The sequence below is a fragment of the Acinetobacter sp. neg1 genome (assembly GCF_000788125.1).
GTDB classification, from domain to species: Bacteria; Pseudomonadota; Gammaproteobacteria; order Pseudomonadales; family Moraxellaceae; genus Acinetobacter; species Acinetobacter vivianii.
Genome location: NZ_JSZD01000010.1, coordinates 109,569 through 124,500, shown reverse-complemented (window position 1 = coordinate 124,500; position 14,932 = coordinate 109,569). Strand labels below are relative to the sequence as shown.

Annotated in this window: 11 protein-coding genes and 1 pseudogene; 6 read left to right on the top strand and 6 right to left on the bottom strand. The window is 39.8% G+C overall.

Going from position 1 to position 14,932, the window contains the following annotated elements:
* The first annotated feature begins 22 nt into the window (after positions 1-22).
* Both rng and PJ15_RS18820 read left to right on the top strand, forming a co-directional pair.
* Entirely contained in the window at positions 23-1,477 is a 1,455-nt protein-coding gene (gene rng, locus PJ15_RS08255) for a ribonuclease G (RefSeq protein WP_004775302.1), read from the top strand.
* A gap of 135 nt (positions 1,478-1,612) precedes the next feature.
* Positions 1,613-1,786 (top strand): PA1571 family protein, encoded by a 174-nt coding sequence (locus PJ15_RS18820; RefSeq protein ID WP_004775299.1) that lies wholly within the window; start codon positions 1,613-1,615, stop codon positions 1,784-1,786.
* Between the two features lie 35 nt (positions 1,787-1,821).
* On the opposite strand, the gene PJ15_RS08250 is transcribed toward PJ15_RS18820, so the two are convergent.
* Both PJ15_RS08250 and PJ15_RS08245 read right to left on the bottom strand, forming a co-directional pair.
* Complete coding sequence (locus PJ15_RS08250; RefSeq protein ID WP_004775297.1) at positions 1,822-3,210, bottom strand: WS/DGAT/MGAT family O-acyltransferase; 1,389 nt, start codon at positions 3,208-3,210, stop codon at positions 1,822-1,824.
* A 181-nt stretch (positions 3,211-3,391) separates the two neighbouring features.
* Complete coding sequence (locus PJ15_RS08245; RefSeq protein WP_005259304.1) at positions 3,392-4,012, bottom strand: phosphoadenosine phosphosulfate reductase family protein; 621 nt, start codon at positions 4,010-4,012, stop codon at positions 3,392-3,394.
* Between the two features lie 208 nt (positions 4,013-4,220).
* Here PJ15_RS08245 and thrH point away from each other — a divergent pair, with 208 nt between their 5' ends.
* Entirely contained in the window at positions 4,221-4,838 is a 618-nt protein-coding gene (thrH, locus tag PJ15_RS08240) for a bifunctional phosphoserine phosphatase/homoserine phosphotransferase ThrH (protein ID WP_004652299.1), read from the top strand.
* Positions 4,839-4,918: 80 nt separating this feature from the next.
* Here thrH and PJ15_RS08235 read toward each other — a convergent pair whose 3' ends face one another.
* The 3 genes from PJ15_RS08235 to PJ15_RS08225 form a co-directional block, all read right to left on the bottom strand.
* Positions 4,919-6,148 carry an OmpP1/FadL family transporter gene (locus tag PJ15_RS08235; RefSeq protein WP_047429716.1) on the bottom strand — a complete coding sequence of 410 codons (1,230 nt, stop codon included), beginning with the start codon at positions 6,146-6,148 and terminating at the stop codon, positions 4,919-4,921.
* A gap of 254 nt (positions 6,149-6,402) precedes the next feature.
* Positions 6,403-7,932, bottom strand: coding sequence for a hypothetical protein (locus PJ15_RS08230; RefSeq protein WP_005288703.1), 1,530 nt, complete (start codon positions 7,930-7,932; stop codon positions 6,403-6,405).
* Positions 7,933-8,458: 526 nt separating this feature from the next.
* Positions 8,459-9,919 carry a coniferyl aldehyde dehydrogenase gene (locus PJ15_RS08225; RefSeq protein ID WP_047429710.1) on the bottom strand — a complete coding sequence of 487 codons (1,461 nt, stop codon included), beginning with the start codon at positions 9,917-9,919 and terminating at the stop codon, positions 8,459-8,461.
* 810 nt (positions 9,920-10,729) lie between these two features.
* Between PJ15_RS08225 and PJ15_RS08220 the strand changes: the two genes are divergently transcribed.
* From PJ15_RS08220 to PJ15_RS08210, 3 genes and pseudogenes are all read left to right on the top strand, one after another.
* Positions 10,730-12,067 carry a CitMHS family transporter gene (locus PJ15_RS08220; RefSeq protein ID WP_047429693.1) on the top strand — a complete coding sequence of 446 codons (1,338 nt, stop codon included), beginning with the start codon at positions 10,730-10,732 and terminating at the stop codon, positions 12,065-12,067.
* A 201-nt stretch (positions 12,068-12,268) separates the two neighbouring features.
* Positions 12,269-12,844: pseudogene (locus tag PJ15_RS08215) on the top strand (porin); the annotation flags it as partial.
* A 238-nt stretch (positions 12,845-13,082) separates the two neighbouring features.
* Positions 13,083-13,643 (top strand): phosphatase PAP2 family protein, encoded by a 561-nt coding sequence (locus tag PJ15_RS08210; protein WP_047429691.1) that lies wholly within the window; start codon positions 13,083-13,085, stop codon positions 13,641-13,643.
* Between the two features lie 51 nt (positions 13,644-13,694).
* On the opposite strand, the gene PJ15_RS08205 is transcribed toward PJ15_RS08210, so the two are convergent.
* Complete coding sequence (locus PJ15_RS08205; protein WP_047429689.1) at positions 13,695-14,921, bottom strand: HmuY family protein; 1,227 nt, start codon at positions 14,919-14,921, stop codon at positions 13,695-13,697.
* Between the last annotated feature and the right edge of the window lie 11 nt (positions 14,922-14,932).

Here is a 14,932-nt window from a genome sequence, read left to right as displayed (position 1 = left end):
TTTATAAAGTTTTGAGTTTGTTATGGCAGAAGAGTTGCTGATTAACGTCACGCCGATGGAATGTCGTGTGGCATTGATTGAAAATGGTACAGTCAATGAACTATTCGTTGAGCGTACTGTTAAACGTGGGTTGGTGGGTAATATCTACAAAGGTAAAGTTGTGCGTGTACTTCCGGGTATGCAAGCGGCCTTTGTTGATATTGGTTTGTCTCGAACCGCTTTTTTGCATATTAACGATATGGTGTGGTCGCGTTCGCAACCTACGCCAAATGTCTTTGAGTTATTACATCCCGGGCAAATGCTGACGGTTCAGGTCATGAAAGACATGCTGGGAACCAAAGGTGCCCGTTTAAGTACTGATCTTTCCATTCCTTCGCGTTATCTGGTGTTGATGCCCTATGGTAATCATATTGGTGTGTCTCAGCGTATCGAATCTGAAGAAGAGCGTGACCGCTTACGTGGCATTATTGAAGGCATTCAGGCTGAGCATCATTTGCCGGGCAGTGTGATTGTACGTACTGCCGCAGAAGGGGTGGATGAAGCAGCGATTGCGCAAGACATGTGCTATCTCAGCAAATTATGGGAATTTATCCAGCGTAAACAAAAAGAAGCGGCGACGGCTGAACTGATTTTTGAAGAATTACCTTTACCGCAACGCATTGTGCGTGATCTGGCAAGTGATGAAACGGCGAAAATTTATGTCGATTCACGGGAAATTCACGGCAAACTGAGTGAGTTTGTGGATGAGTTTGTGCCGACCATTCAAAACCGTTTGATTCATTATCCGGGCGAGAAGCCGTTATTTGATTTATATAACGTCGAAGAAGATATTCAAAAAGCACTGCAAACCCGTGTAGCACTTAAGTCTGGTGGCTATCTGATGATAGACCAGACCGAGGCCATGACCACCATTGATGTAAACACAGGTTCTTATGTCGGCGGGCGTAGCTTAGAAGACACGGTATTTAAAACCAATATGGAAGCCACACAAGTGATTGCAAGACAACTTCGTCTGCGTAATCTGGGCGGCATTATCATTATTGATTTTATCGACATGCAAGAAGCTGAGCATCGAGAGGAAGTAATGCGTCAGTTTGAACGCATGCTTGAGCGCGATCATGCCAAGACTAAAATTACGCAGGTTTCCGAGCTTGGTTTAGTGGAAATGACGCGTAAACGTACACGCGAATCTTTGGAACATTTGCTTTGTGAATCGTGCCCAACCTGCCAAGGACGGGGTTATGTGAAGACGGCAGAGACAGTATGTTACGAGATATTTCGAGAAATCTTACGTTATGCCCGTGCATTTGATTCCAAGGGTGGCTTTACTGTCGTTGCCCACCCAGCGGTCATTGATCGGCTATTAACAGCAGAAGCCCCAGCTGTCGCGGATTTAGAACATTTTATTAATCGTGTGATTAAATTCCAAGTGGAAAATCTGTATACGCAAGAGCAATACGATATCATTTTAACCTAAAGTTGTAACAAGATTTCGCTTAAGCCTTGTTACAACTGAAATTTTACTTTCTATCATGAATTTTAAATACTAGAACCATAGAATGAGCCATAGGTACTTTTGGGTACCTTAGCAAATAATATGAGGTATATAATTATGAATGTGAGTGAAAGATTAGTGAACCACGGTTTCAAACATGTTTTAGACAGTAACCCTGTAAACACATGCTATATGGTAGACAGTCAAGGTAAAGAAGTTCAGATCACCACCGCGATGATTCGTTCAGCCTGCCATCAGCTTTTGCAGCGTTGCCGCACAATTAAAAAGTAAGGGGCTAACGAAAGCCCCTTAATTTATTCTGGGATTTAATTCGCCGCTTTCTGCGGTTGAGGCAAGTCTTGAATCGCTTGTTCAAAACGTTGAATTTCTTCTTCTAAATGAGTCAGTAAATTCTGCATTTTCGGTAGTGCATTACGACATGCAATCAAACCGACTTCCAGCTTATCCAAGTAACTTGTCATGGTGATATTCAGCGCCTGACCATCCATCACAATCGATGCAGGATAGAGTGCATCTAGTTTGGCACCATTCCAATACAGTGGCTCACGCGGGCCGGGTACATTTGAAATCACAAGGTTAAACGCTTGACGCTTAGGCAACATGCCAGATGCAATGTTTAAACCAGCAGGACCATACACCACCGCGCTATAGTTCAAGATTTCGTTGGCGGTCATACGACTAAAGCGTTGTTTTGAGTTCTGTACGCTACGACGAATAATTTCCAAACGCTCAATCGGGTCTTCGATATGGGTCGCAAGATTTGCCAGAATCATGGTGATACGGTTGCTGACATCAGAATCATCCGTACGTAAAGACGCAGGCACCATCGCAATCAGTGGCTTTTTAGGCAAGCTATTGTGACTGAGCAGATATTCACGTAATGCGCCCGAGCAGACTGCCAAAATTACATCATTCAGGGTCACACCCAAAGATTTGGCAATACGACGGAAACGTTCCAGTTCAAATGATTGTGCTGCAAAACGACGTGAAGAACTCACGCGTTGATTTAGGATAGATGGCGGTGCCTGAAAGGTCGATACATAGTCTGGATTTCTACCCATCTCTTTAAAGATAGTTTGTGACAGTTCCTGCATGACCTTTGGAGCCACTTCAAGCTGGGATTTAATCCCTTCCATCACGCCTTTAATTTTGCTCACCGTCGGTGGCTTAGGCGCTTTTAAACGTTTAGTTCTTTTGCCTTCTACACACCATAACGGCACAACATGCTTTTCATTTGGATCATGAGAAAGTGATTTTTCAATCAGGCGCATTCCCGCAACGCCGTCTACCATCGCATGATGGATTTTGAAATACATGGCAAAACGGTTGCCTTCAATACCCTCGATAATGTCACATGTCCAGAGTGGTTTGGCCCGATCAATCAAGGAACTATGCTGCTGAGAGATATACACCAAAAGTTCACGAATACGCCCTGGATTAGGTAAAGCGATATGACGGAAATGATGGTCAATATCAAACTCGCTATCTTCACCCCAAAACAAACCATTCAACTGATTGTTAAATGGCGGGACAGGAATACTTTTAGATTGACGAATTTCGTTAACTAGATCATGCACAAATGTAGGTGAAGCATTCTCTGGAAGCTCGAATAAAAACAAGCCACCTACATGCATAGGCTGTTGTCTTTTCTCTAGCGAGAGAAAAATAAAATCAATGGGGTGTAGTGGGCGCATAGCAGATCTAGCCTCTCATCGCATTTTTTATAAGATACTCTATGAGCTCTTATTAGTATTATTGAACCGTTCTGCGAAGTATATACTGTTTGTTCTGGTTAAAATATGACTTTGTACAGACGAGTCAGGAAAAATAAAACCACTGATGAATCAGTGGTTTTATTTTAATGCGGCGCTGAAATCAGTGATTTAAGTGCAAACCACATTCGCGATGCTCTTCACCTTTTGTCGGATCAAAGTAATCTTCGTTGTCTGGTAAATTATGTTTTTGCATATATTCCCAAAGGTCTTTTGAAGTCCATTTTAATAATGGGGCAACCTTGATCAGGCCATCTGGATTAATGCTGACAGGATCCATTTCTGCACGTACAGCGGTATCTGTAGCACGTAAAGCGGTAAACCAGACTTTAGGAGCAGTTTCACGGATTGCACGTTCAAACGGCTCTAATTTTACTTCAGCAGTAAAGGCTTCGTGTTTTGGATCATCGAGTGCAGGAACAGGACCTTCCAGTGCCTCACGATGTGCACGTGAACGTTTTGGTAAATAGGTAAGAAGGTTCAAATTCAGTAACTTGGTAATTTCATCCACATATTTATAGGTGGTTTCGGTATTGTAACCATTATCCATCCAAACCACCTGAATATCAGGTTTGACGCGGGTCAACATATGCAAAATGACAGCTTCAAATGGACGGAAATTCGTTGTCACAATGGCCTTTTCATTTAAGCTTAATGCCCATTCAATTAGTTTTTCAGCATCATTGCCAAATTCTGTATTGATTTGATCCAAATTTAAAGTCATAACACGTTGCCTTTTATGCTCATCGGTCTTCGTCGTTTACACGACATACTGCCTCATATAGTAATGCAATTATGTCTGATCGGATATGTTCGCCAAGGAAATTCTTATTCAAAAAATCTATGGTTAGACCATGAAAAAAGGGCAATTGTTGAGCACATCTCCATGTTAAACTAGCGCAATTTTTAACACATAGGATAGTTGAATAAGCATGGAAATCGTATGCCTAGATCTTGAAGGGGTTTTAGTTCCAGAAATCTGGATTAACTTTGCAAAAAAAACAGGGATTAAAGAACTTGAGGCAACGACTCGCGATATTCCCGATTACGATGTGTTGATGACTCAACGTTTGAATATCTTAAAACAGCATGGTTTGGGCTTAAATGATATTCAGGCCGTGATTGCAGATATGGGGCCTTTTGAAGGTGCGAAAGAGTTTGTGGAATGGGTACGTACACATTTTCAACTGATCATTTTATCTGATACTTTCTATGAGTTTGCTCATCCACTCATGAAACAATTGGGATGGCCAACGATTTTCTGTCATAAGCTTGAGACAGATGAAAATGGCATGATTACCGCGTATAAATTACGTCAGCCAGATCAAAAGCGCCAAGCAGTCAAAGCATTACATGGCTTAAACTTCCGTGTCATTGCGGCAGGTGATTCTTATAACGATACCACCATGCTGGGTGAAGCCGATCATGGTTTCTTATTCGATGCACCAGCCAATGTGATTGCCGAGTTTCCACAGTTCCCACCATTGCATGGCTATGAAGCATTAAAACAGGCGATTCGTTCAGTATCACAACGTGATATTCCTGAATAATGAATCCATCTGATTGCTGATTTTTTAAAACTCCAAAATAATAAAAGGCGCTTAAAGCGCCTTTTATTATAGGTTAATCATTAGAACTTATAGCCAATTTTTAAGCCATATGCGATTGCATCATTATTCTCAAATTCAGCCACATAACCCGGTGTATTAAATTGAGAACCTGATTGCGCTTTTGCATCACCGAGCCAGAAGTATTTCACACCACCCGCAATAAAGGTAGACGGTGTAGGACTATATTGAACACCTACGCCGACGTTCCAGTAACCTTCAGTTGGGCCTAATGTGGTGACAGGGTTACCAGCACCAGAGTCCCAACCCACAGATAGATTACCTGCCCATTGGTCATTGATTTTACGACCTACACCCGCAGTAATTGAGTATTGATCTTCGGTATAAGCGACTAGATCGAAACCGTCTTTTTTACCTGTATTTTTGATGATAAATGGTAGAACTGACCCTTCACCAAATTTATATGGACGAATGGCAAAGTCTTTCCAGTTCACCCAACGGAAGTTAGCAAATGCAATCGTATTCTCCATGATTCCAGTTTGAAAATCGAGGTTAACTGATTGAGGTGTGGTGATTTCCGTTTGACCTTCAGCGTTATTAATCTGGGTGAAACCTGCGTTAAGCTCAGGGTATGGTGTCATACCCGCTGAGCCATGCTTTTCATAAGCATTCATTTCATGCTTGATTTTGGCACGATACGTTACAGAGGCTTTAAGTGCAATCTCAGGGATTTGATATGCCACACCTGCTAACCAGCCAACAGCTTCGTCCCTACCTGTTTTAAAATCATAACCGTTATAGGCACTATAGCTTTGGCCACGTAATAACACAGTACTGTCTAAGGTTTGATAAACCGCACCTGCATATAGGTTCCAGTTCTGGTTCGGCTGGTAACCGAATAACAGGTTTAAGTTTTCAGTATCCACAGTAACGGATGTGCCACCTTTAAATGGGACAGGGCGGCTTTCGATAAAGTTACTATGACCTGTATATTCTGCATCGGCGCCATAAGGCTGGTCATAAATCAAACCAATTGAAAATTTATCTGTGGCTTGAATTTTTAAGGCAGCATTCGGCGAGTAGTAATGGTTCGCCATATTGCCTGTATTGTTTTGTGATATGTCTTTACCTGATACATTTGGATCAAGAATCGTAATACCCGCTTCAAAATAATTGTCTGGTTGGAGGAACGCTGCAATTGATTGGCCTGAGCGATCCAATGCTGCGGCAAATGTTGTCGTTGTTGGAACTAAGCTAAGTAGAAGAGCCGTTTGAATAGCATTCAGCTTCATTAATATGTTCTCTCAAATCACTTTGTAACAGAATGGCGCGAAAAGTATCATAATTTTTAGAGGCTTAAATATTTTACAAATGTCCATAAATGAACTGGCAAGGTCACCAAAAATACTTGAGCATTCAAGTTTTATATAGGTGGATTGTGTGTGAGAAATGAGCAGAGGGATTTATCTATTATTTTGATTTTATTTATTAAAGTTGTATAAAAAAAAGGCCATCCTGAGATGACCTTTTGATTTAAATTATTTGATTAGAATTTATAACCAATTTTTAAACCATATGCGATTGCATTGTTGTCTTCAAACTTAGCTACATAGTCATCGCTACCTGCTTGAGCACCAGTTTGCGCTTTAGCATCGCCTAACCAGAAATATTTTACGCCACCCGCGATAAAGGTTGCGGGAGTCGGGCTGTATTGTAAGCCTACACCCACGTTCCAGTAACCTTCAGTTGGACCAAGTGTCGTAACAGGGTTACCTGCACCAGAGTCCCAACCTACAGAAACGTTACCAGCCCATTGCTCGCTAAGTTTACGACCAACACCAGCGTTTACAGACCATTGGTCATCAGAATATTCAACAAGGTTGAAACCATTTTGTTTCCCAGGGACTAAACCAGCACCACCCAATACTTTCGATAATTCTCCAAATTTATAAGGTTGGATTGAGAAATCTTTCCAGTTCACCCAGCGAATATTTGCAAATGCAACTGTATTGGCCATGATGCCTGTTTGGAAATCAAGGTTTACCGATTGAGGAGTTGTGATTTTCGTTTTCTTATCAGCATTTAAACCTGCAAGTTTACTTGGATCAACACCTAGACCTGCAAGTACATCAGTTAAACCAGGGAAGCCTAATAATGAAAGATCCTCTCTGATTTTTACATCGTGATCAATTTCCGAGCGATAAGTTAAAGATGCTTTAAGTGCAATTTCTGGAATCTGATAAGCAGCACCTGCTAACCAGCCCACACCAGTTGTTTCTTTAATATCAGCATCATATCCATTATAAACACTATATGCTTCACCACGTAGTTTTACACTACCTTTTACTGTTTGAAGTACAGGACCTGCATAGAAATTAAGGTTATTATTTGGTTGGAACCCGAACACCATTGAGAGGTTTTGAGTGTCAACTTGAACTTCTGTATTATTGGAACCAGTACTTGAGCCAAGGTAACCCTTAGCTGCATTTAATGCGGCTTGAGTTTGCTGTAACTTTTGTAATCCACCTGCGACTGTAGCGTTACCGCCTTGAGCAACTTGTTGTAGTGCACCTAAAACTTCTTGTTGGGTTGGATTTGCTGGATCTCCACCAGTAGCTCCAGTAACCGCTTGTAGTGCTGGTCCAAATGATGAACCAGCCGCTTGAATTAATTGGTTAATTGATCTGGTTGATAAATCATTTAAAGATTTTTGATTCAAAACACCGTCATTTGGATTTGATACAAAAACATTGTCGCCACTATATTTTGCATCGGCGCCAAATGGTTGATCATATAATAAACCGAAAGAAATATTATCAGTCAGTTGAAGTTTTAAAGCTGCGCTAGGGAACATGTAATCGTCGCCCATATCGCCAATTTTACGTGTAGTTGACGATGTACCAGCTTCTTGACCTTTCACTGTTGGGTCTAAAACTGAGATACCCGCTTCAAAATAGTTACCCGGTTGTAAAAATGCAGACATAGATTGACCTGAACGGTCCAACGCTGCTGCAAAAACTCCTGTTGCAGGTAGCGTTGCTAAAATCATGGCAGTGCTAAGATGTTTTAATTTCATTGTAAATCTTTCCTTGAACTTCAAGATTCTTTAGTGTTAAGAAGCTATGATCTGACAACAAAAAAGTTATCTATTGTGATTGGCTATAACTTCATGTAACAAAAATACCATAATTAAAATAAGAGTAAATGTTCTAAATGAACTAAGCAGTATTAACAGAAAGATGAAAGTAGACAAAAATAAATCTTAAAAAATTTATATACATATGTGTTTTTATTTGTAAAATAATGATAAATATAAATTATTATTCTAAAATAATAATCATTTCTTTTTGCAATTTTGAAAAAAAAGTTTTTTATTTGGTCAAAGATTTTTTGTAAAAAATAGGATTTATTTCTTCATAATTTATGTTTTAGGTGTTTTTTAAGTCAATTCACAACATTTGAATGATTTTATTCTAAGAACGAGAGTGACTATACATCTTCTATCTCATCAATTTTACTTGAAGGTAAAAGAAGAAGGGGGAGATAAAAAGCATCCCATCACAAGATGCTTTTCAATATACCGTGCTTGTATTGCATTTTACTTATTTGATATTCGGATCGCCTTGTTTTAAGAAGAAACGTAATGCAAGTTTTTGTACCCAAGTGCCATAGGGTGGATAGAACAGTTGGGTCGGGAAGAAGCGATGACGGGCAAAGACGGTTTTTGCGTGTGAGAGTTCTCTAAAGCCTTCTTCGCCGTGATAAGTCCCCATGCCTGAGTTACCAATACCACCGAAAGGCGCATCATGATTGACCACATGCCAGCCCCAGTCATTGATGGTGACACCACCAGAGTGAGTCTGTTTTAAGATGTACTCTCGCTCGCTCGCATCATGGCTAAAACAATATAAAGCCAGCGGTCGTTCACCTTCTCGAATATATCGAATGGCTTCATCTAAACTATCGTAAGGGACAACAGGCAGTACAGGCCCAAATAATTCTTCTTTTAAAATACGCATATCTGGTGTGCAATTCAGTACCAGATGAACAGGCATACGACGAGCATCTTTATCACGATCATATTCGCCGCAAGCAATAATTTGGGCGCCTTTAGCTTTGGCGTCATCTAGTATTTCTAATAAACGCTTGAGATGGCGATCATTCACAATCGATGTGTAGTTTGAATTGTTACTGATGTTCGCTCCATACATGCTGGTGAAGCTAGATTGGCATTCCGTGACGAATGCATCAATTTGTTCTTTTGGGACTAAAGCATAGTCTGGCGCAACACAGATTTGCCCGCAGTTGGTCGCTTTACCATGTAAAACCCGTTTTGCCGCATCAGCTAAAGGATAGTTCCGACTGATCAAAGCAGGTGATTTACCACCCAATTCAAGTGTTACAGGTGTCAGGTTGTCTGCTGCAGCACGCATCACCACTCGACCAATCGCAGGTGATCCAGTAAACACAATATGATTGAAAGGCAAAGATGTAAATTGTGCAGGATCGACAATTTCTTCACCAAAAACAGCAACTTCATCTTCAGTAAAAACCTCAGCTAGCATACGTTTAACCACTGCATTGGTTGCTGGGGTGACTTCAGGCAACTTGATCATCACGCGATTGCCCGCAGCAATGGCTGCAATCAAGGGGCCTAAGGCGAGATAAACAGGGAAGTTCCAAGGCACAATAACCCCGACCACACCTTTAGGCTGGTATTGCACGCGAAGACGATTAGATAAAAATAATAACTCGGTGCTACGTTTGCTCGGGCGCATCCAGCGTCTTAAATGACGAATTGCATGTTCTGCCTCTAGAACTGAGCCAAGTAAATCCAGCAGCTTGGATTCATCAACAGATCTGGAACTGAAATCTGTATTAATTGCCGTCGCAATCACATCTTGATAACGAATAATTTGTTTTTTAATTTGAAATATTTTGGTACGACGATGTTCTAAATCTGGATAAGGATTTGCGTCGAAAGCAGTACGCTGTTGACTAAAGATAGAATGCATATGTTCGGATGCAGCATCATTGAATTGTTGTATAGATGAAAGTGTCATTGTTGCTCCGTTCATGTTTATTAATAGAAGAGACTTAATGATGAATAAGATTGATGGTCGACCTTAAATGGGGTCAACAAAAAAATAATTTGCTGACATTATGCCTCAACATGCAAGGAATAAGGTGAAAAAAGCGTAAACATAAGGTTCATCTCTCGTTTTTGGCTTTTATTTTGCTGGATAACGGAGAGGGATGAACTGTTTTCGAAAGAGAGAGGGCGATCAATATGCATCTTTTTTGATTGTTTGGATTTTACATCTCAAATCATCAAAATTTAATGGATATTTCATTAAATGAATATTAAGTGAATAAAAGTGGAATTATCTGCTTTAAATATAGGGTTGTATTCTCAAAATATGAAAATTTATATATTGGCCTAAAATAATTATTGTTGTAATCTATCACGGAATTATAAGAAAAAGAGTTGAGTGTATTTTGTACTAAATGAGATTTTTAGAGAGATAAATGATATGTACTTCTATTCTCATTATTATAGATGTGTTATTTTTTGAACTTTTTTGCACCATAATGGAACATTATGTGTTAATATATAATGATTGCAATCTCCTGATATGATTTTATTTTACTCAGTTAAGTTGGGCTGGAAATATAAATAATTATTAATAATCAAAATATTATATCGCTATTGGTTTAAGCCGTAATTTAAATCATTTTTCATGTGAATGGGTAGGGTAGGTATATAATAAAATTAAATGAATTGCTTAAAGTTAAATCGCATAGAATCTGTCCTTAATTCGGGTAAGGTGTTTACCCATAAAAAAAACTTATCAGGCTAAGGATTGCTTTAAATGCTGACTTTTTTAGGTATCAGCATGATCATGTGTTTCATGTATTTGATCATGTCAAAACGTCTCAGTGCATTGGTTGCATTAATTTTAATCCCTTTCATCTTCGCTATTATTGCCTGGGGCTTAGGTTTCTATTTTGAAAGTCTGAGCCATATCCAGTTGGCTGAACTTGGCAATACCATGTTGGATGGTATTAAGAAGCTTGCTCCAACTGGCGTGATGTTACTTTTCGCCATTCTATATTTTGCTTTAATGATTGACTCCGGCTTATTTGACCCGTCGGTTAGATGGATTTTAAAGAAAGTTAAAGGTGATCCATTAAAGATTACGCTAGGCACTGTCTTTTTAACCCTGCTTGTTTCTCTGGATGGTGATGGTTCAACCACGTACATGATCTGTGTGGCTGCAATGATGCCGTTGTACAAACGTGTCGGGATGAATCCACTGATCATGACCTGTTTAATGTTGCTCTGTAGTGGTGTGATGAACCTTACGCCGTGGGGAGGCCCAACAGCGCGTGCAGCGAGTGCTCTTCAGGTCGACGCCAGTGAAGTCTTTATTCCAATGATTCCTTCGATGGTGATTGCTGCTGCATGGTTATTCTTCCTTGCTTATCTATACGGGAAATATGAGCGTAAACGTCTAGGCGTGATTGAACTGGTCGATATTAGCCATGCTGACGATATTTCTATTTCGAAAGATCCAGAAGCGCAACGTCCTCATTTACGCTGGTTTAACGGTATTCTTACGCTGGTATTAATGGCTTCTTTGGTGAAAGGGATTTTACCAATGTCGATCCTATTTATGCTGGGCTTCTGTATTGCATTGGTGGTGAACTATCCATGCGTCAATATGCAGAAAAAACGGATTGCCATGCATGCGGATAGCGTATTGGCTGTTGTGGGTGTAATCTTTGCTGCGGGTGTTTTCACAGGTATTCTATCGGGCACAGGCATGGTTGAAGCGATGTCTAAGGGGTTCGTTGCTGTTATTCCACCAAGCTTAGGGCCTTATCTCGCACCAATCACGGGTGTTCTGAGCATGCCTTTAACATTCTTCATGTCGAACGATGCCTTCTATTTCGGTGTTTTACCAATTTTGGCTGAAGCTGCATCACATTATGGGATTGCGCCTGTTGAAATTGCGCGCGCTTCGATTATTGGCCAGCCGATCCATTTATTATCACCATTGGTTCCTTCAACCTACTTACTCTGTGGTTTGGCTGCGGTAGAAATGGGTGATCACCAGAAATTTACCTTGAAATGGGCATTTATTACCTGTTGCGTACTCATGGGTAGTGCTTTGATATTTGGTGTTTTTCCATTTTATAATCTGTAATTCTGATTATTCATGTGCTTTTATATCGAAAATATAAAAGCACATCATTTGATTTAAATCCCTGTTTATTTATTTTTGCTTGGAATATAGCGAAATAGGTCTCTTTTTATTTTTTTGAGATGGTTAGGAAGATAACAATAAAGATGAAAATTTTATTCGTCACAATGATGAGTCTTGCAGCGCCAAAAAACCGAAATGTATGTATGCAAAGTGAACAGCAATAGTTCATTTGTGGGGATTAAAAGCGAATGAAAATTAATCGAACATTGAAGTGCTTTTTATTTAGCAGAATGGGCCTTTTATACGGATGGCGATAAAAGACTGGTCGCAGCGTAATCGTTTTATTGGTTTGAAAGATGACTGTTTAGGTACAGTGAAAGTAGGTAAACATAATACCCCGCTAAAAGATTTATCCAGTCCAGTCGATAGTTTTAATAACTATATCAGTAATAAAGCCGATATTACGGGAATCTGGCATTAAAAACCTTATATCAAACTTCTAAAGTGACTGATAAAAAAGGAAATGATGAGTCAGCAGTTGATATCGATGATTCGCAAGGCTGGTTAATTGGTGCTGAGTATAAGTTGCCAAATCAGTCAAAATGGGCAGTCAAGGCTCAATATAGCCAGAACTCAACCATTTTTAAAAATGGTGCGGCTGATTTCGATGCCAAGCAAATACTTGTTGGTACAGATTAATTGTTCAATAAACAAGTGAAAGTCTATGGTTATGGTGGATATTCAACTTTTGAGCAGGCAAATGCTAAAGATAAGTAACCTGTGGTAGGTAGTGGTTTAGAATTTAAATCCTAAAAAATCAAAAGTTAAGCTGAATAAATAGAGGTAATTGACTCTATTTGTTTAGTGAACTGGATGATCATTTTTAATCAAGACGTGGTTGAGTAGCGTTTGCAAATTTGTGCAGAATAAACAATAAAAATTCATAATTTTTACATTTTAGTCCTGTATGGTGGGGCTAGAAATCTGTCATGGATAGTATGGATAGCAACGGAAAATGATTTTTAAAGATACAAATATTGCTTTGTTTAACAGTATCAACACTTTTGCTAAGGATTATGCTGTTTTAGATAAGATCGCAGTTTTTCTAGCGGAAGATCTGAATACGGTTTTCATCAGTTTTCTGGTTCTATTAGTCGTGATCCAGTGGAAAACATACGGTCTTCTGTTTGCAAAAACCTTATTTATCGTTCTGTTTTCATTGGTTATAAGTGACCTCATCGAATTCTTTTATCATCATCCTCGACCATTCCAGTTGCATTTGGGCGACAAATTGATTGGTCATGGCGCTTCATCCTCTTTTCCAAGTCAGCATACCTTAACCATCGTGATTATTGCCTTTTCTTATTTATTGGCTGGATTTAAAAAGATTGGAATATTGGGCTTGGTACTGAGTTTGGTGGTGGGTGTATCCAGAGTTTTTGTGGGTGTACATTTTCCTTTCGATATCGTTGGTTCATTCATCATTGGATTTATATTGGTTGTTGCAACCAACTATGTTTTAAAAGAAATGACTTTAAGACTAAGAAGAATCCGACCAATCCGTGTGATCGACTAGTTTTGAGATATACCTAAAGAAAAACGGAGCAGATGCTCCGTTTTTTATGACTTATTTAGCTGGCTGGATATCCAGTTCAAAGGTCCATGTGGTGGCACTTGAGGCGTTGCTAGGGTCTGCATATTTGACATCTGTGAGATGTAGACGAGCGTAGCTGTTGCCTTTATTTCCTCGAATGATTGTTGCACCCTCAGGATTCGCTTTTAGCATATGGGCTGCTTGTAGACCATCTGCTTGAGCTGCACTTAAGGTTGGATAATAGTTATACCAGCCATAACTGAGTTTTTGAGGATATGTTCCCTTAAAGGTTGGATTCAAAATGGAGGTAATACTGTTAGAACCCCATTTGATATTGGTTGTAGAAGCAGCTGCTTTTAAATCAGCTTCTGTAGAGACATAAGTATTACTATCTTTAAACTTATCAATTATTGGTTTGCCGTCCGCAGAATAGAATCCAGCTGGTTGTGAGGCAACCATACTGCCTATACCTTGATTGAGTTGAACATTGTAGCGATTAAATGCGAGTTGCCATTGTCCAGTTGTATTTTTGCTGGTGGTGCCTGTGATCAGGTCAACATAGTTCCAGCCTTGAGTCGCATCAATTGTTAGGGTTTTTACGTCATGAGGAAGTTGCGTATTGATATAACGAATTGAAATATAACCTGAGGTGGTGCCTTGATAATAATTATAAATTTGCACTGCAAACACAGGTTTCTCATAGCTTCCAATTGCTGTTGCAGCGCTTGAATCGGTCGTGACCAAGAATGTTTTAAAGTTTGGTGACATACGATGATCACCGAAGAGATCATATTCAAAGAAGCTATTGCTGCCCGATGACGTGTCCATGAATGCATTGCTATAAGCATCTACGCTCCAGGCTTGAGCTGGTAAACTGCCGCCTTGTGTTGCATCCAGTTCTTTGGATAGATTTGCCCATGTTGCATCAAATGGTGAATAAAGTGCACCGCCATTGCCTGAACCGCTTACACCACTGTTGGTAAATAAGAGTGGGGTACGTGTGCCCATCGCAAATTTGAGATCCCAATCGGTTGTCGTACATGAAATTTCAGCTTGCGTGTCGATATCATAACAATAAGCGCTATTTGCACTAGGTGTAATGCTCCATTGTTTACCTTTTACTGTAAATAGATCCGTATTGGTCGCAGGCGGATTGCTGGTTCCACTGTTATCTGATGATCCACCACCACCGCCACAAGCGATCAGAAGGGTGCTTAAGGTGCTTAAAGCAAATAACTTGGCTAAATTAAGATGAGACATTGGTATTGATC